Here is an 18,876-nt window from a genome sequence, read left to right as displayed (position 1 = left end):
GGAAATTTGGAATACTGCTATTAAGTGTATTTTAACATCATAAAATTCAGATAATCAATATCTTATAATACTAGCATTGGATTGGTGCAATAAGCGTGACCAAGAGGCTTAACTCCACGATTTTGGGTCATCAATTGAGCATTAAATTTTAGCTAAGGTCTTTTTTTGGTTAAAACTTCAAGCCACAAGCAAGGTTTCTATGCCCTTTAAATACTGGTTTTGACTTACTGAATATGGTAAATATAGTTTTCAGGACCGATAAAGGAAGAGTTGTTAAAGCCCAATTTTTCCCAGTGTTCATTCGCATAACTATTGAAGGCATTAACATCTTCAACCTGCCATTCTAATTCCACTGCTTTATCATCAGCATAGTTTTCCATGCCCCTACACTCATCAACCAAACCAATAAAACCTGAAGCTGAAGTTTGGTAAATTTTTGTCCAACCCTGATCAGCCACTTTTTGATAGCCTAATACTTCCTCATAAAAGCTTTCCATTTTTAACATGTCTTTATGATAAGTCCATGTGATAGAGCCATAGAAGTTTAGTGCTGTAGAAGTTCTTGTGCGCGGAGCATCTTCGAGTACGGCCATAAACAATTCATTTTCCGGATGCTGCTTAAACTGCTCAAACTCTAATAGGTACCCGCCCGGATCTACCGCTACAAAACCATCATGTGGGCCACCAGTCTTCGGTTTGTAAGTGTATTTGATTGGTACCTGCTGCTCTTGTAAATAACTGTACCATTCCGGCAGTTGATCTGTTAGCAACGCAATGGCTGTAGATTTTGGTTGATCTTTAATATGGCTTTGGTTAAGAGCATGCAAATGCACAAGCACCTCATCACCAATTTGAAAGAGACTTGTATCGACCTTATTTAGACCAAGAACTTCTTCATAAAAAGCGATGGCTTCCTTAATATTATCATAATAGAGATGTGTTACCTGCTTTTTAACTCCAAAAGAAGCTAAACTTTTGTAGGGGGTATTTTTACTTAATAATTCATTAATTCCGCGATTATTATAGCCGAGAAGCCTGCCCAGTCTTCTTGCAAATCCCACCTTTAACGCATCATCTTTTGGATTTTCTTCCATTGCAGCTTTCAATTGTTCATATTGTTTCAATCGCTGCCCGGTATATATTAATATAACAGACTTGTTTTCTGTGGCTTCGTTTGGAAACAGGAGCGTTTTAGGGAAATTATCTTCTCTGTAGAGTTGGACATTGTAACTATCAGCAATCGTCTTGTATTGATCCCAATTCTTTTCTGCGACATCCCGTGCTATTGGGTGGTGCAGGGCCAAAGGCTTATTACCGTTGGCCACCATTTCACAAAAAACTTCAAAGGCTTCAAATTCTGTTTCTTTATGACTAGTGCAGGCAAAGCAGATAAATGCTACGATTAGACTTTGTAGAAGGGTTTTCATAAAAGTAAGCTAGTAGTTTTAGTAATTTGTCAAAGGCAATTCAGATTATTGGAGTTTAGGCCAACAACTACAATAATATAAGTTTTACATAAAGTTAGCTTGAATAACTTCTTCCTTGTGCAATTTGATATACTCAATCAGTGCCTGGCAGGCTGGGGTTAAGTTTTTACCACTGGTCCAGACCAGGTTCCAATTGGTCTTAATTGGTAAGTCCTTCAGAGGTACAATTTTCAGTTTATCTAACTGTAATTCATGTCTGAGTCCGATTAAGGGCATAATTGACATTCCCAGCCCCGCCATAACAGCCTGTTTTACTGCCTCATTGGAAGTAAGTTCGAAAGACCTTGTCGGTTTGATTTTGTTCAGGTTCAAATAGTTCTCCATGGCCTTCCGCGTTGCAGAACCCTGCTCTCTGAATATAAGCGGGATTTCAGCAAGTTTTTTCAATGTCATAGCATCGCTCTGTTGATAGTATTCAGGTCCGCTAAAAAGATGAAGCACATTGTCCATAAGCTCAATGCGCTCAAGTGCAAGGTCTGGAAGCACAGAAACAAGTGCAAAATCTGTTTCATTTTTGGTAAGGCTTTCTACCACCAGATTTTTATTGGTTACATCTATTTTTAAATCGATGTTAGGATGCTCCCTGGTAAATCCAGTGAGGAAAAAGGGGATAACATATTTTCCTGTGGACACGGACGCAATCTTTATTTTTCCTGTAAAAAGGCCTTTGTATAAATTGGCAGTATCATTAATTCTTTCAGCACCTTCCAGTAGGGTCTCACTTAAACTCAAGATTTGCTCTCCGAATTCTGTAACATATAGCTGCCTGCCTATGACCTCGGTCAGCGGAATATCAAACTGTTCCTGAAGTTTTTTAAGCTGTATAGATACTGCGGGTTGTGTAAGGTGAAGTTCGTCAGCAGCCTTTGTTATGCTTTTAAGCTCACAAACTTTGACAAATACCTTTAACTGGTGTAATGTATAATGCATTAATTTTATTTATGTATATGTTAAAAATAATAAATAAAAAATTATGAACACAATTATAGAATATTGCATTACGAAATAAAATAAAAATGCCTGAAGGAAACGAAGGGCAATAAGAATATTGATAAAACATGTAACCATAAACAACCAGCTCTTAGCTAGGAGCCGGAATATATTGAGGTAGGAAGGGGTTTTTTATGGTCAAGGAGAATATCAGCAAACTAAACATAATAAGTATGAGAGGTTTTTTTAAATACGCAAAGTTTATTGTCAGTAAAATGGCCTTCTGCCCAATACTGCTGAATAAAGAGTATCGCAAGTGTTTGTCTTATCTATCACATTCAGAAAAAAAGAAATTGAACAGGTGGGTTAAGACTAAGCAATTCGCCAAAGAAATCAATATGTACACTCGTTTTGATTTAAACGGACAAAATTAAACCAGGGCTTTAAAAAGTTAAAACATTATAAATGGATATGGAAAAATTGAATAAATGGATGGTGGGAATTGATGGAAGAAATTCATCAGAAGCAGTTTTATGGAACATTATTGATTTGGCAAATCACTTTAAGCCTGAAAGCATTACATTTATTTGTGTCTTTCAGGAATTAGACTTGCCTAATGAAATATGGTCAAAATTCCCTGACTTACAGACAACACAAATGCAGGATTTTGGACATAAACTGTCTGGGAGTGTTAGTGGTGTGCTGGATGATTCAATTGAATACACTATTGAGTTAAATGTTGGTAATCCGTTAACTGAGCTTTCGAAAAAAAGCCAGCAGCCAGAGTTTGATCTTATTCTTATTGGTAATGATAAAAACCATTATAAACTCCGTGATAGAGTAATCAAAAAATCGTCATGCAGTGTACTATTGGTTCCAGATCAAAAAATTGATAAGCTTCAAAATATTTTAATGCCAATAGACCACTATGATTATTCACAGCGTATTGCGTCCGTAGCCAGGCAATTTGTGGATTGTTACCAGGTAGAAAAGGTAAAGGCACTACACATCTATCAGGATGCATTTCATTATCTCAATCTGATTTTAGAGTCACCTTATGAAGTAGAAGAGATATTACAGAAACGTAAGGAGCTGGATGATCAACTTCAGTCTTATGCCTTATATAAAACCAAAGAATTTGCAGAAAACCATAAATTCCCCGGTTTTGAAGGGGAAATAATAAAAATGGGCAAGGGAGTGAATATAGATATGCCCTTGGCCAAGTCAACAACTAATTATAAACCTGACCTTATTATAATAGAGGCCAAAGGTAAAGCCGCTTCTTCAGCCTATCTACTTGGCAACATGACAGAAAGCTCAGAAAATGGATTAGTACAATCCTATCTATACATTGTAAAGGCTAAAAGGGAGCCTGTTGGAGTTCTAAAATCACTATTAAGGCTTGACTATCGAGCGGTAACAAATCTTATTTATTCGTAAATAGGATAAGTTCATAACCCTTAGGATAAATTTCTTATAAAAATTTCAGCAAGGACTAAACATTTCCGATGGACGTGCGTTAACATGGCATGTTATATAATAGTAATACTATTATATATATAAGTTAATATATTATACTTGAAAGTATGGCAGTACTTCAGCTTTTAATGAGTGAGCAATTATTTTTAAGAGACCCGCAGGAAACTGACTTGGGCAAGAAAATGATTCAGGAATCTATTATTATGATTGATGAGCTGGGTTTTGAGAAATTCACTTTTAAAAAATTAGCGGAGCGTATTGAATCAACAGAAGCTTCTATTTATCGTTATTTTGACAATAAACACAGGTTACTGGTATATCTTATCGCATGGTATTGGAACTGGCTGGAATTTAGAATAGATTATGCTACCAATAACATTGAAAGTGCAGTCACTAAACTGGAAATAGCACTGAAAATAGTTACGGAATTAAAAACCAGGGATGCATCTTTTCCTCAAATAGATGAGGAGGCACTTTTTAGAATAGTGATTTTAGAGTCTGACAAGACCTATCTTACTAAGCAGGTGGATGACGATAATAGAGAAGGGCTGTTTAGGGGTTTCAAATCATTATGCACAAAAATAGCAGGGTTTGTAGAAGAGATTAACCCCGACTACAAAGCGGCCAATTCGCTGATCAGTACAGTACTGCACTCAGCACACCATCAGCTCTTTTATGCCGAGCATCTGCCATCATTGACCAACTTGTCTTATGGTAAAAACATGCATTCTCAAAACGAAGAATTTCTGAAAGACCTAATCTTTAAAACTATAAAAGCTTAATAGTTACCCTAGATGAACAATAATCAAATTATTAAAGTCATCCGAACATCATCTGACCTGCTCAAGCAGGATTTTGATGGTTTTGCTTTGAATAGTATCGAGGCATCAGTAAGGCGTTATAATAAAAATGAGCTTTCTGAATTTATTAGGGATCTTATAGAAGCTGCCAACAAACAGCGGATTATCTACCTCGAAAATCGTTTGAAAGGTGAGGAGTTTGCTGAATTCTTAAAGGGCATTGAAATACCAATTGTTGCCTTTGAAAACGCAGAAGAGGAATACATTCCTGTAATAATCTATAAAGATGGTCGTAAGACTAAGGCTATAAAGATTGAAGAACATGATTCTGACCCTTTCTTAATTGATGAAGACTATATTTCGAGACTTAAGGATGATAATGGGCAGATTAACTTTATGGGTGTTTTTGCCTATAAAAGTATGGTGAGCGATGAAGATGGAGATGTAGAAGCTAAAAAACTCAGCCCTATTCAGCGCCTGATCAGGTTGCTGTCAGAAGAGAAAAGGGATATTTTCTATGTTTATGTCTATGCCCTGCTTATCGGTTTAATAAGTCTTACGCTGCCGCTGGGTATTCAGGCTACGGTATCGTTAATTTCCGGGGGGGTGGTTTTTAGCTCTGTTTATGTGCTCATAGGTTTGGTCATCTTAGGTGTTTTGGCCACGGGTGGGCTACAAGTAATGCAGATAACATTGGTTGAATACCTTCAGCGCAGGGTATTTACCAAAGCGGCATTTGAGTTTGCCTTTAGGGTTCCGAGAATAAAAACAGAGGCCTTATTGCAATATTACCCACCAGAATTGATGAACAGGTTTTTCGATGTACTAACCATTCAGAAGGGTCTGCCAAAATTATTGATTGACTTATCAGCAGGTGTTATCCAAATTCTTTTCGGATTATTACTGCTGTCTTTCTACCATCCGTTTTTCGTATTCTTCAGTCTCATATTGTTGGGCATGCTGTCTTTAATCTTTTACCTCACGGGGGCAAAAGGGCTTAGTTCATCAATCAGCGAATCAAAATATAAATACAAAGTGGTTTATTGGTTGGAAGAGCTCGCCCGAACCATCAACTCATTTAAGCTTTCGGGAAATACACCATTGCCACTCAGAAAAACGGATTATAATGTAAATAACTACCTGAGAAATAGGAAAACCCACTTTGGTGTGCTCATAACACAGTATTCATTCATCCTTCTGTTTAAGGCTTTGGTTACAGGAGGTTTGTTGATTATTGGTACCATCCTGGTAATACAAAGGGAAATTACACTAGGTCAGTTTGTAGCTTCGGAAGTAATTATAATCTTGATTTTGAACTCTGTTGAGAAAATCATTATGTATATGGATGTGATTTATGACATGCTTACTGCCGTTGATAAAATTTCTCAGGTTACAGATTTGCCTTTAGAGAAAAGTGGCGGTTATGATATGCCTAATTTCCATGATAGCAAAGGAATGGCAATACAGGCTAAAAACTTAAAATATAAGTTCCCAGGCAATTTAGAATATTCATTAAAAAACATTGATCTAACGGTTAAGAGCGGTGAGCATATTTGTCTTTCGGGTACTGGGGGCTCCGGAAAAACGGTACTAAGCAATGCCATTGCTGGTCTCAACATTAACTACGAAGGCATTGTTACCATTGACGGTTATTCTCTCAGAGACCTGGATTTAACTAACCTGCGAGACAGGATCGGTAAGAATGTTAGCCAACAGGATATATTTGAAGGCACTATTATAGAGAATATACTGCTGGCAAAGACCCATTCCAATTATGAAGATGCCATGTGGGCTATCAACATGGTTGGCATCGCTGATGAGATCAATAATATGCCCGAAGGCCTAAATACACCTATGCTAAGTGGTGGTAAAGGACTGGCCAATGGCCTGGTAAATAAAATAATACTGGCGCGATGTCTGGCCAAGCGGCCTAAGATGCTGGTACTCAATGATTTCTTCACTGACTTTCTGAAATCTGAGCGACTTCAGTTAATAAGCATGCTCACCGATAAGCAGCATAAATGGACAATGGTGGTGGTATCCAACGATCCTGTAATTATGGCTGCATGTGACAGGGTGGTTATCCTTGACCAGGGCGAGATAAAAAGAGAAGGAAAATTTGAAGAACTAATCAAATCTGAAGAACTAAACAGAATAATAAACTAAGAGGTATGAACATTTTAGATAATTTGGCGGACGGCCAGCTTTATACCTTAAAAACACTAAAAACGCCTAGTGCAGGGCGTATTTTAGCAAGGATATTGATGTCACTTTTCGGTGTCTTTCTTATAATCCTGTTTGTACCCTGGCAGCAAAATATAAGGGGCGCAGGAAATTTAACCGCTTTTGCCCCTCAAAACAGGCCACAGTCGGTGGAGTCAGCCATAGCCGGAAGAATAGCCTCATGGAATATCCGTGAGGGGCAGTTTGTAAATAAAGGAGATACAATTCTCACTTTATCAGAGATAAAAGACAAGTTTTTTGATCCGGAGTTGTTGACAAGACTTCAAGAGCAGTTGACGGCAAAACAAGAGGCCATCGGTTCTAAAAAGTTAAAGGCTGAAGCATTGCGAACGCAAATCAAAGCCTTAAAGGAAGGGGCAAGTATTAAGAACCTGCAAACAAAGAATAAGTTAACGCAGGCAGAACTCAAGCTGGTGAGCGATAGCATTGACTATGAATCTGAAAAAGTGCGTTTCCAAAACTTTAAAAACCAGTATGAGCGTAACAAAGTGCTTTATGAAGCTGGCAACATTGCATTAACCAAGTTTCAGGATATAGAATCTAAATTTCAGGAGTCGAGAATGAAGGTGGTTTCTGCTGAAAATAAATTCTTGCAATCCAAGGCCGAACTTGAAAATGCCAGGGTCAATATTGCTGGCGTTCAGGCTGAATATCAGGATAAGATCAGCAAATCGATATCTGATCTTAACGCTACACTGGCCGATCTTTCTGATTCTGAAGCCTCATACGCCAAACTTAGAAATGAAAACGCCAATATGGAGATTCGAAATCAGCAATATCAGGTGGTGGCCCCGCAGTCGGGTTACATTGTGAAAGCAATGCAAGCCGGTATTGGGGAAACCATTAAGGAAGGGGAGGCCGTTGTAACTATCATGCCCGAGCAACCTGATTTGGCAGTACAAATGTATGTCAAAGCCATGGATGTGCCATTGATCTCCAAAGGCCGTAAGGTGAGGATTGAATTTGATGGCTGGCCTGCCTTACAGTTCTCAGGCTGGCCTAGCGTATCGGTAGGTACCTTTGGTGGAGTTGTTAAAGTAATAGATTATGTTAATACCAAACCAGGTGAGTTCAGGATATTGGTAACACCCGATCCTGACGATCAGCCGTGGCCTGATAGGCTAAGAATGGGCTCTGGCACCAAAGGTTGGGTGATGCTTGACAACGTGCCTGTATGGTATGAAATCTGGCGACAGCTTAACGGTTTTCCTCCGAGTTTGTACGAAGCACCAGAACCTGATAACGTGGAAACAACTGAGAAGAAGAAATGAGACATCTGGTATTCTTTTTTCTCTTTGCAAGTGCAGCCAGCTTTGGACAGGTTGCTGATGATTCGGTGCGGGTGCTGGGTTTCGATGACTATTATCAAATTGTGATTCAAAACCACCCTATTATCAAGCAGGCCGAATTGCTCTCTCAAGCGGCCAGTCAGGAGCTGAGGCTTGCCCGCGGTGCTTTTGACCCAAAGTTGGAAGGCACATGGAATATGAAAGACCTTTCAGATACAGAATATTACAATCTGTTAGATGTGTCTTTAAAAATACCAACGTGGTTTCCGGTTGATCCTAAAGTCGGTTTTTCTCAAAATACCGGTGAATATCTGAATCCTGAAAATTTCATTTCCAGCTCTACGGATAACCAGCAGCTATATGCAGGGGTGTCTGTGCCTATTGGTAAAGGCTTATTTATTGATAGCCGCAGGGCAACATTGCGACAAGCGCAGCTGATGCAGGGAATGGCTGAAGCTGATCAGATTAAAGAGATTAATAAAATATTGCTAACAGCCGTTAAGGATTATTGGGAGTGGTACGCTGCAGTAAACAATTATGATTTAATGCTACAAAGCATAGATATAGCTGATGATATTTTCAGCAGAACAAAAATGGCATTTGAGTATGGTGAGGCGGCACCGCTAGATACCATTCAGGCCAAAATAACCCTTCTTGGACGCAAGACGGCCTTGCAGGAAGCGCTGATAGAGCGTATCAAGGCGGGTTTGACATTATCAAACCACCTGTGGACCGAGGAGGGGGCACCTTTGGAAATGACTCCCGATATTGAACCGGGCAGCATTCAAAACAACCTGCTTTCAAATGTGCAGCTAGAGCAGATGTATGAGTTGGCCAGGGAAAACCACCCTGAGCTTAGGAAGCTAAACCTAAAAAATGAGTCGCTGATTATTGATAACCGTTTGGCGCGGGAGAACTTGAAGCCAAGGCTGGATTTGAATTATTACTTTCTTGATCAGCCAATTAATGCGCAGGGCAATAGCAATGATTTAATGTTTATGGATAACTATAAAGTAGGCGTTGATTTTGTTTTCCCTATTTTCCTGAGAAAGGAGCGTGCAAAACTGGGTATGACCAAACTGAAGATTACTGAAAATAATTATCAGCTTGATTTTACGGAGCGTCAGATTTTAAATGATCTCAGTGCCCAATACAATGAGATGATCAACCTGCAGCAGATAGTAGTGCAGCAGCAGGAAATGGCCGATAGCTACCAACTGATATTGCAGGCCGAGCGGTTGAATTTAGAGAATGGCGAGAGTGATTTATTCAAACTGAACATTCAGATTGATAAACTTATAGAAGCACAAAGCAAGTTGATTAAGACTAAAGTAAACTACCAAAAGAGCATAGCCACACTTTACTGGGCTGCGGGTATTTCTAATCTTGGGTTGGTGGATTAATGTTGGGTAACGAAACGTGCTTGTCTTTTATGTTCCAATAGATTGACAGTATTGATATGACAATAAGTACTGTAGCCATCTCATGGAGTTGAAGGTAATAATTTTTAGAAAAGGCAAATACAATTATATAACCGCTCAATAAGTTTAGAGCAATTAAAATTGTTAGTCCCAAGAGTATATCAAGAATAAGATACTTGGTTCGAACTAGCCTTATTACTCCCGCGCAGAAGAGACTAATAATGAGGATAATTAACATTTTAATTACAAGTGGCACCTCATTAATGAATTCATTTCTATTTATAGTTGAAATTATGTTTGCTGAAATTTGAGTATCAGACATATCGCCTATTATATTTTTATTAGAGTCATACCAATAATTCATTGGTGTAACTAAGCTGTCTTGAAGAAAGCCGATAAGAATTGTTTTTCCCTTAAGAAATTCTGAATCCATACGTTCTACTTCACTGAGTTGTGCGGTTACATACCTATCTTCAGCTCTGTAATTTATTCTCTCTACTTCATTATTTCTTTCTTTGAGTTCGTTGGGTTTATCTGATAGTTGTATCTCAAAGTACGAATCTTTATCTGTTTTAAAGTGTGTAACTTGATTTTTAGGAGAGATAATTTTACTTGTTCCTTTATCTGAATTTGGTTGGCAGTCGCAGGTTACAATGTTTTGATTACCGATAAGATAAGAGTTAAGTATTTCACTTTTATCTTCACTATTGCAAAGATTAACTCCAATAGATTTAGGTTTATAAGTTTCTAATAATTCAATATAATCTTTTACACTATCAAGGTGAGTATCTTTAATATCAAGTAGAACGATTTCTAATTCAAAACCCAGGTCATTCCTAAAGACTTTGAATAAATCAGAATTCACGCTTCTTGGCGGATATATTTTAAATAGGTTTATATCAATAAACTGATAAACCATGATAATTATCATCGTGTACGCTATAGAGATGAGAAGTCTAGGCGTTTTCAAATTTGAGCTACTAGTTTGGATATAATAGTTAGTTTTAAAACATTAGAACAACAGAAGTTATATTATGTCATAATGTTTATTTCACTAATCTAAGGTAAATAATTAAAAAGCCAGAAGGTGGTTATTTGTACGAAGCCTCAATTCAGTTTAGGAAGTTTCAAAATGTAATTTGTACTTCTTCCTCCTTCTCCCGAATCCTCTAATACACCCTTGTTAACTAAATCCTGTATATCCCTGAGTGCAGTATCTCTGTGTACCTTAGTCATCTTTGCCCACTTGGAAGAAGATAACTTGCCAACAAACTCACCCTGAAGTCTGTTGATCATCATCCTCTGTCTCTCATTGAATGCAGTACTCTTATGCAGCTCCCAGAATTTAGCCTTTGTTACTATCTGCGATAACGTTTCGTTAGTTGCTTCAAGTGCATCTTCAAGTCTTTCGAAATACCACACCAACCATTGACTTATATCCAGATTTCCTTTTTGGGTAGACTCCAGTATGTCATAATATCCCTTTTTAGATTCCATAATTTGACCTGACATACTATAAAACCTTTGATTGGTTCTGTCAGCCCTGGCTAATTGACTATCTGCTATCGCGCGTGCTATTCTGCCATTGCCATCATCAAATGGATGTATGCTTACAAACCATAAATGAGCAACAGCAGATTTTATTACTGGTTCTATGTTTTCATTGGTGTTAAACCAATTTAAAAAGTGATTCATTTCATTTTCCAAATATGATGCTTCTGGTGCTGTATAGTGTACTTTTTCTTTCCCCATGGGGCCTGATACAACTTGCATTGGTCCTTGCTGATCATTTCTCCATTCACCAACGGTAATTTTATGCATTCCACTTCGACCTGTCGGAAATAATGCTGCGTGCCATCCGCATAAGCGATCCTTTGTTAAAGGTTGTTTGTAATTCTGAGTAGCATCCAGCATCATTTCTACAACACCTTCAACATCTTTGCCCGCTGTTGGTAGTCCCGATATCTCCATTCCTAGCCTTCGGGCTACCGAAGACCGTACTTCCCGGGCATTCAATGTTTCACCTTCTATTTCGCTTGATTTTATAACATCTTCGGTGATAGTTTCAAGGACTGCCTCATCTCTAAGTTCGAATCCCATATGCTCCATTCTTCCAATTAATCGGCCCTGCAAATCACGAACTTTACTTACGTGCGGAAGTATAAGATCATTATCCCATTTAAAGGTTGGCCAGTCTTGATGTTGGTAGAAGTACATGGAATAATAATTTATTTGCCGTGTTTTGTACTGCAAATATAAGGCGCATTTGCCGGATCATAAAATATTTGCCGTATTATTTACGGCAAATAGAGAGATAAATGCCGTATTGGCGAGATTCAAAGTATATCAAACATTACAACGGCATTGATTAAGCTATGCCATGAGTAATCATTTTATTGATGTGTTTTTAACTATTTATCTGAGTTCGATTAATAATCCATATGAGCCCCCCTTAGAACGTCATCGCGGAAATTTTTTTCATTTCTTTTTTAAAAATGAAGAAAATTGTCCGTGATCTCTTCCAAATAGTTAAGAGATACCTGCCTTTGCCGGCAGGCAGGCCGGATAAATAAGGGTTTTTAAAATGTAAACCTTTATTTTCCAGGCATGACGGTCGTTTTTATTAATCGAACTCAGGTTATTTATAAAACGAATCTTCATCCACCACAATGGTGGTTAGCTCTACGGTATGGCCGTCAGGGTCTTTGGTGTAGATGGAATGGAAGTAATGATGATCCTGAATATCATATTCAAGACCTAAGCCACCATAATGCTTTTTGGCCTTTTCAAAGTCTTGGTTAGACACATTAAAAGCGAAATGGTCAATTTTCACATTTTTTGAGGCAGCATCTAATGCCGGATGATCTGTATTGGCAGGAAAGAGTGCTATGCCCGTTTTTCCTAACATCATAAAAATTGGAAAATCCCCCCACTCGGGCAGCTGATATTTCTTTAACCCCAGGACTTTTTCATACCACTTGACTGAAGTGTTTAAATCTTTAACTCTTATGGCTACATGGTCAAGGAAGTTGATTTTGAAAGGCATGGTTTATTACTGCAATATTGACTTATACTTTTAAAAGTAATGAACAGGAAGTAAAAGAAGTCATTTTTTAATGCCTTTCAATAGTTTTCATTTGGATTAAAAATCCTACGAAAGGGTATTTGAATTGCAAATTCCGAAGAGCTTTACCTGCATCCTTTAACCTATCAGCTGGTTCAAGTTTTTAACTTGGACCTTGTATGATAACTTTTAACCCTTCAAGGGTTATCTGCACCATGCAAGTAAACCCTTGAAGGGTTGTATTTGAAATAACCACAAGTTACGCTGTGCTAAACTTGCGGTAGAGGGGACCTCTTCATACCACTTTACAGAGGCTTCTAAATCTTTAACCCTAATGGCTACATGGTCAAGGAAGTTGATGTTGAAAGGCATGGTTTATTACTACAATATTGACTTATACTTTTAAAAGTAATGAACTGGAAGTAAAAGAAGTCATTTTTTAATGCCTTTCAATAGTTTTCATTCGGATTAAAAATCCTACGATAGGGCTTCGGAATTGCAAATTCCGAAGAGCTGTACCTGCATCCCTTAGCCTATATGCTGGTTCAAGTTTTTAACTTGGACCTTGTATGATAACTTTTAACCCTTCAAGGGTTATCTGCACCATGCAAGTAAACCCTTGAAGGGTTGTATTTGAAATAGCCACAAGTTACGCTATGCTAGACTTGCTGTAGGTGGGGATGACTAGAGTCGTTTTGTCAAATCCGTAAAAATAGATTTTAAGTTGTCCGAATCTGTATAGTCAAATATTTCAATTAGCGCATATACGCTTTCTGCATTCCAAGCAGCATTAATAAACCCGTTTGCCTCATATCGTTTTAACAACACTCTAAGATTTGCTTTAGTTGTAGGTCCGCCTATTTCTTGTTCAAGAAATCGTATGAATTCATCCAGATCTGTGATTGGTCTATCCCAATCTCTTTCGGCCTCTAGGATTCGAGTTGTTATTTCTCGATCTCTTTCATTATCGATTTTATGAGTGTCTAATGCCTCAGATAACTCTTTAAAATTCATATTATACCACCGATAAATTCTTGCCAATACCAGGATAACAGAAGTTCTGTTATATCGCCATGTTTATTTTACTAATCTAAGATATTTTAGTCTTTTAATAGCCTTCCATAATAAATCAAATCTACAAGCTCACCAGAAGTGGTTTTGTAGTCCATTCTTATCGTTCCTTCTATTTCAAAGCCGCATTTTTCAGCAATGGTCTGGGCAGGTTTGTTAGAGTGGTGGGTTCTTAGAAATATCTTTTTGAAACCATAATGCTCAAAGCAGTGGTCAACAAATAGCTGCATGGCTTTGGTGGTAATGCCTTTACCAGCATACTGAGCATCGGTATAGCAGCCAATCTCTGTTTTAGGTATCGACCAATCGACATTTTTTAAATCAATGAATGCCATGAAATCTCCAGTGGTATTGTTTGTGACAATGAAAGGGTAGTACTGTTTGTCTTTTCTCTTCTGGTCTATTTCTTCTAAAAATACTTTAGTGGCTTCAAGGTCTTGAGTCCGGGAAACTGTGCCCGTAAAAAAGTCTTCAAGCCGTTTTCTATTCCGCTCAACCAGAGCAAAGTAGGGCTCCAGATCAGTGACTTCTAAAGGCCGAATGGTGTAATTATCAAAAGTTAGCATGCTGTAAATTTGGAGAATTTAGCTTAAAAAACTGAGGTCTAACAATAATCACATGAGACATCCCTTATAACACTACATCCTTTTGGCGAGAATCTTTCCTTCGCATACAGGAGACTTCTCACTTCACTGCGTTCCGTATCGAAGTGACGATACTTATTGCATTTCGTCTCCTCGAATCCGCCATTTGGTGGAGAGAGGTCTTACTTCGCCCAACGTCACCTCGAAGCCTTTTGCGAGAGGTCTCCTCCTTAGTACGAGGAGACTTCTCAGTCGTGCCTCCTTCGAAGTGACGATACCTTTTGGTTTTCGTCTCCTCGAATCCCTTTAGGGTGAGAGGTCTCCTTATTGGTAGCAATGTCTTTTACTTAACGATTAGGGGACTTCTCATTCCGCTGTGCTACATGCCGAAGTGGCGATAAGTTCATTTGTTATTACTTCTCAGGTATAACGTTTTTATTAATAGATCTTGGATTAGAAGTTAAAATCGAGCAATATTTTCCAGTCGTCACCTTCTTTTACCCAGATGAGGAGATAGAGCCCTTTACCACCAACCTGATAGGTGCCAATATCAAAGAAGATATTTTCATTAACTCTGGTGCCGCTCAATGACTCAAGCTTTATGCGATAACTTTCATTGTTCATATACCCATAAGCCTCAATAATTTCATCACCATGGGAGAGACGGCCACGGTTAAAATACATGCCATTTTGAGCGCTCACGTTTTCAATGATCAGGTCAGGACGATGCTCATTGGCATGGTCTTCCCATGCTTGCCTGCCAGCTGTTGCCACATCACCCGTCTCGTTGGCAACGGGCTTGTGCTCATAAATCACTTCAAATTCCTTTGTCCAATCCCCCAGTTGCTTCCAGCCAATCACAGAGTAAAACACTTTATTTGTGGCCGTTGAGTATTTGCCCAATACAAGCTTTTGCCCATCACGTAACTGGTGGGTTTCCAGCAATTCGTAATCTTTAATATTTCCCTGATCCTTGATAAAAACCTTCAGGGCTTCACTTAGCTCATCGACCAAAGCGAATTTTCCATTGATTAAAAGTCCGCTGTTATTATTATAAAACTCATCGAGTGCCGCAGCACTGTTTACGGCTTGCAGCCATTCTGTTTGTATCTGATCGGTAGTTTTTTGAGCACTTGAATAAAATGAAGTTAAAAAGAACAGGATAACGAAAATGGTCTTTATTGTTGTTTTCATGCAACGCAATTTAATCGTTATTTTTTTAGTTTGATGTCACGCTCGCCAACCCAAACACCATCTTTTTTGGTAAGTGTTATTATATGGGCAAACCTTCCTTTGCCATCATTAGCTCTCATCTTAGCTGAAATTAGTGGATCATCGTTGAACAATGTTGATTCAATCCAGTATTCAGGCATATTTTCGGACGAAAGGGTGAAATGCACATGGGCAGGCTCTGATCTTGATGGGTAGGCCGCTGGTTTGATGGTGTTGAATTGATAGCGTCCCTGGGCATCAGTTTTAACCCACCCGCGCAGGTGGCCGTACCTTTTTCCATTACCGGTTTCATCACCTTTCTTTTCATAGATGCCTTGCAGATTGGTGTGGTAGGCATAGATTAAAACACCTGCTGCTGGTGTGCCGTCTTTATTAAATACTTTGCCTGACAGAACCAGCCTTTCACCAGGCTCATTTTCATCGGCAATCGTTGTTGACCATGAAAGCTCTTCTGGCGCATCCATCGCACCGCACCACTCACAGCTAGGCAAAGGCTCCTGACTTTTAACTTGAGTAATTGCTGCAAATGATTTGTTTTCTGTACTGTTGGTGCAATTCAGAAAAATAAGAAGAATGAGCATTGAGGATATTTCCGTGATTAAAAATTTGTGTCGCATAGCACTTTAGATTAACGAGAAGACAGAGGTTCTGTTATCAGATATAGACGAATAACAAACTATGCACTATCAACAACAGTGTTTTGCACAGTCTTTACCAGTCACTAAACCCATATCAACTGATTAATGAACCAGAATGAAGGACACTTTGAGGTTAAACCTAATAGTGATGTTTATTGAAGTTCTTTTAGGCGCGCTACCATTTTATCCCAATCAGAAAACTGTTCTACAACCATTGGGTTATCTTTGTTCTTCTCGGCTTTTGATTTTACACCACCTCCAGAAATTTTAGCAAATACGTCCTTTTCGTCCAAATACTGCATATGATAAAAGGGTGTGCCGTTTAAATGCTTAATCATGGCAGGGAACATTACATTTGCTACATAATCTTGCGATTCCAGGGCAATTATTCCAATTTTTCTGATATCAGCAACGAGCTTATTAGTGTTTAAGCTAGTAAAAGCCTTCAATAAGGCTTCGTTGATGACCAAAAACTCAGCATGGTTTTTTACATTTTTGAGATACTCTAAAAATAAAGTGTCTAAGTCACTATCATAGAAGACTTTAGCAACAGCACTTTCAAAGAATATTTCTTGCTTATCCATAACCTAAATTGAAAAAGATGTGAACCTAAAGTAATTAATTTATCACTAATTCTGTCTAGGCAGGCACATAACTATATAAACAAAATCTAATTTTTGCTTATTTCAGACTTACGCATGGGCATGCCGTCAATAATTTCAAAAAGAGCACTATTCTTCAACAATCCATATTTTTCATATTTAACTCCTCCATCGAGACCTATGAGGATGACCTTAAATGGGTCAGAGGAGGTATTGTATTTTTTGAACAATGACTCATCAGGTTTGATAGTCTCGTGACTATGAGTATAGCCCGTCTTATAGTGAGTTGGAAAGATTTGGTAAACTATTAGTTTTCCTTCTTTTAGGCCTTCAATGTCAGAGTTCAGCGCTTTAAGCTGCTCACTTAAAGTTGGGTTGTTGTCATTTTCAGCAAAGATTAATAGTACCCTGTTTTTCCATCTATGGGTGTCCAATTCCTGAGCTTTTGCAGATAAATTGAGGGTCATAAAAAGTAAAACGGTCAACCAACCTGTTTTATTAAAGCTAATTGACCGTTGAATTATAAGTTTCACTTTTAATGAGTTGCATTTGACATGCGAGACTTCTTGAGTAATTGCATATTGGCAAAGCTCATAAAACACCCTGACGCCATACCTTCAATGAAAATTTGTATAGGTGCCCCAAACCTGTTCATGTAAATACCAAAAGGCTCATTTTCCCTAATGGACTCCATAAATTCTGGGTTTATAAAGCTTAGGTAAAAGAAGCCGAAGATGGCAAATATCAAAGTTGAAACGAAAGCTGTAATGACTCCTGTTCCTAGTCCCTGAAAGTAGTTGAAATCATGATCTGAAGCTTTAAATTCTTTAATGGCCTTATATACCCCAAAGTACATAATGACCCCGTTAAATACTCTGAGCTCTATCACATGGACGTAGCCCAGCATTTGTAGTGCGAAAAAATAAATGGAGAGTAACGCAAAAACTATTAGTCCCCATTTCAATCCGATTTGTTCTAATGTTTTTGGTTTCATAAGGTTTCAACAGGAATTGTGGCCCAAATGTTCAAATTCTGCCAATTTGATGAACTTCCAAGTCACTTATAATGTAAAGACATCATAAATCCTGGCAATGTTAAATCCATTTGTAAGGATCAGCCTGGTTTGTTCACTTTCGGGGTCAAGTGCCGGGTTAGTGTGGTTAAAATGGATAAAGTGAACCTTTTCTTTTTCCTGGCTTGACAAGTCCTTAAACAACTTCATGCTTTCAATAATAAATGGGTGCGGGATCTCTGAAATATCGCGGTTATTGATCTCAGCACCATCAAAAAAAGTGGCATCTACAAAGGCATAATCAACCATAGCAATCTGTTCAATTATATTTTTATCCCAGTTCTCCCACTTGTCAATATCAGGAATGAATAATGCTGATTTGTTAGCCCCTATGATTTTGTAACCCACTGTTTCTGAAAATTCGTCTCTGTGAGGCACTGTAAATGGGATCACTTTTAGCGTTTCGGACAGGTTAATGGTATCTTCATTTACCATCTTCTGAATCGCAATATTGTCTAATGATACCAATTGACTCCATGGGCCATTATTTTCAAGATACTTTTTCATTCCCGGCAGCCCATAAACAGGAACTTTGTTGGCATTCAGGGCCTCTTTGCCCAGAAACATCAGTCCTGCATAATGCCCGATATGGGCATGCGTCAGAAATATACCATCGGGGGTTTCGGGTGTATCAAATGAGCAAGCTTCTTTGAGCATCTTCATTTGTTCGGTCATATCAGGAGTAGCTTCAAAAAGATATTTCTTTTGGCTATCCGTATCAATTAATCCGAGTGAAACGACCTTCCTATTTTTATCAGGATTCTGAAAGAGCTCTTTACAGCAGTCTTTCTTGCAGCCAATATGCGGAGACCCACCATCCTGAACATTGCCTAAAATAATCAGACTGGTTTTTGATACCCGAGTGGTTATGTCGGTATCAGTAATAGGGACATTCCCTTCCTTTATTTGAAGGCACGAACATAAAAGGCACACCAATAAAGGAAGGGAATATCTTAGCATAG

Annotated in this window: 19 protein-coding genes; 5 read left to right on the top strand and 14 right to left on the bottom strand. The window is 38.4% G+C overall.

Annotation, left to right across the window (positions count from 1 at the left end; genetic code table 11):
- Positions 1–224 precede the first annotated feature (224 nt).
- Complete coding sequence (locus RIB54_RS16890; protein ID WP_350101984.1) at positions 225–1,427, bottom strand: VOC family protein; 1,203 nt, start codon at positions 1,425–1,427, stop codon at positions 225–227.
- Positions 1,428–1,511: 84 nt separating this feature from the next.
- Entirely contained in the window at positions 1,512–2,417 is a 906-nt protein-coding gene (locus RIB54_RS16885; RefSeq protein WP_350101983.1) for a LysR family transcriptional regulator, read from the bottom strand.
- 465 nt (positions 2,418–2,882) lie between these two features.
- Here RIB54_RS16885 and RIB54_RS16880 point away from each other — a divergent pair, with 465 nt between their 5' ends.
- The 5 genes from RIB54_RS16880 to RIB54_RS16860 all read left to right on the top strand — a co-directional run bounded on the left by RIB54_RS16880 (position 2,883) and on the right by RIB54_RS16860 (position 9,632).
- Positions 2,883–3,857, top strand: a complete 975-nt coding sequence (locus RIB54_RS16880) for a universal stress protein (RefSeq protein ID WP_350101982.1) — start codon at positions 2,883–2,885, stop codon at positions 3,855–3,857.
- A gap of 146 nt (positions 3,858–4,003) precedes the next feature.
- Complete coding sequence (locus RIB54_RS16875; protein WP_350065744.1) at positions 4,004–4,678, top strand: TetR/AcrR family transcriptional regulator; 675 nt, start codon at positions 4,004–4,006, stop codon at positions 4,676–4,678.
- A gap of 12 nt (positions 4,679–4,690) precedes the next feature.
- The gene (locus tag RIB54_RS16870) at positions 4,691–6,862 is read left to right on the top strand and encodes a peptidase domain-containing ABC transporter (RefSeq protein WP_350101981.1); all 2,172 of its coding nucleotides are present in this window, start codon (positions 4,691–4,693) and stop codon (positions 6,860–6,862) included.
- 5 nt (positions 6,863–6,867) lie between these two features.
- Entirely contained in the window at positions 6,868–8,211 is a 1,344-nt protein-coding gene (locus RIB54_RS16865) for an HlyD family secretion protein (RefSeq protein WP_350101980.1), read from the top strand.
- Complete coding sequence (locus RIB54_RS16860) at positions 8,208–9,632, top strand: TolC family protein (protein WP_350101979.1); 1,425 nt, start codon at positions 8,208–8,210, stop codon at positions 9,630–9,632. Before RIB54_RS16865 ends, RIB54_RS16860 begins: the two co-directional genes overlap by 4 nt.
- Here the strand turns inward: RIB54_RS16860 and RIB54_RS16855 are convergent.
- The 12 genes from RIB54_RS16855 to RIB54_RS16800 all read right to left on the bottom strand — a co-directional run bounded on the left by RIB54_RS16855 (position 9,610) and on the right by RIB54_RS16800 (position 18,874).
- Positions 9,610–10,515: a CHASE2 domain-containing protein gene (locus tag RIB54_RS16855; protein WP_350101978.1), complete on the bottom strand. Its 906-nt coding sequence runs from the start codon at positions 10,513–10,515 to the stop codon at positions 9,610–9,612. The genes RIB54_RS16860 and RIB54_RS16855 overlap by 23 nt on opposite strands.
- Positions 10,516–10,757: 242 nt before the next feature.
- Positions 10,758–11,867 (bottom strand): Fic family protein, encoded by a 1,110-nt coding sequence (locus RIB54_RS16850; RefSeq protein ID WP_350101977.1) that lies wholly within the window; start codon positions 11,865–11,867, stop codon positions 10,758–10,760.
- Between the two features lie 421 nt (positions 11,868–12,288).
- On the bottom strand, positions 12,289–12,696 hold the full coding sequence (locus tag RIB54_RS16845; protein ID WP_350101976.1) for a VOC family protein: 408 nt from the start codon (positions 12,694–12,696) through the stop codon (positions 12,289–12,291).
- Between the two features lie 222 nt (positions 12,697–12,918).
- Entirely contained in the window at positions 12,919–13,086 is a 168-nt protein-coding gene (locus RIB54_RS16840; protein WP_350101975.1) for a VOC family protein, read from the bottom strand.
- Between the two features lie 312 nt (positions 13,087–13,398).
- Entirely contained in the window at positions 13,399–13,728 is a 330-nt protein-coding gene (locus RIB54_RS16835) for a hypothetical protein (RefSeq protein ID WP_350101974.1), read from the bottom strand.
- Between the two features lie 86 nt (positions 13,729–13,814).
- Positions 13,815–14,351, bottom strand: coding sequence for a GNAT family N-acetyltransferase (locus RIB54_RS16830; RefSeq protein ID WP_350101973.1), 537 nt, complete (start codon positions 14,349–14,351; stop codon positions 13,815–13,817).
- A 471-nt stretch (positions 14,352–14,822) separates the two neighbouring features.
- Positions 14,823–15,563: a hypothetical protein gene (locus RIB54_RS16825; RefSeq protein ID WP_350101972.1), complete on the bottom strand. Its 741-nt coding sequence runs from the start codon at positions 15,561–15,563 to the stop codon at positions 14,823–14,825.
- Positions 15,564–15,580: 17 nt separating this feature from the next.
- Complete coding sequence (locus RIB54_RS16820; RefSeq protein ID WP_350101971.1) at positions 15,581–16,219, bottom strand: dioxygenase family protein; 639 nt, start codon at positions 16,217–16,219, stop codon at positions 15,581–15,583.
- 173 nt (positions 16,220–16,392) lie between these two features.
- Complete coding sequence (locus RIB54_RS16815; RefSeq protein WP_350067605.1) at positions 16,393–16,824, bottom strand: hypothetical protein; 432 nt, start codon at positions 16,822–16,824, stop codon at positions 16,393–16,395.
- Positions 16,825–16,910: 86 nt separating this feature from the next.
- Positions 16,911–17,309, bottom strand: a complete 399-nt coding sequence (locus RIB54_RS16810; protein ID WP_350101970.1) for a DUF4174 domain-containing protein — start codon at positions 17,307–17,309, stop codon at positions 16,911–16,913.
- Positions 17,310–17,377: 68 nt separating this feature from the next.
- Positions 17,378–17,836, bottom strand: a complete 459-nt coding sequence (locus tag RIB54_RS16805) for a DUF4199 domain-containing protein (RefSeq protein WP_350101969.1) — start codon at positions 17,834–17,836, stop codon at positions 17,378–17,380.
- A 66-nt stretch (positions 17,837–17,902) separates the two neighbouring features.
- Positions 17,903–18,874 carry an MBL fold metallo-hydrolase gene (locus RIB54_RS16800; protein WP_350101968.1) on the bottom strand — a complete coding sequence of 324 codons (972 nt, stop codon included), beginning with the start codon at positions 18,872–18,874 and terminating at the stop codon, positions 17,903–17,905.
- Positions 18,875–18,876: the final 2 nt, after the last annotated feature.

Origin of the sequence: Fulvivirga sp. (assembly GCF_040218215.1) — a bacterium.
In the GTDB taxonomy this organism is placed as follows: domain Bacteria; phylum Bacteroidota; class Bacteroidia; order Cytophagales; family Cyclobacteriaceae; genus Fulvivirga.
The sequence above is the reverse complement of the archived record's forward strand: the minus strand, read 5'-3'. Positions and strand labels throughout refer to the sequence as shown.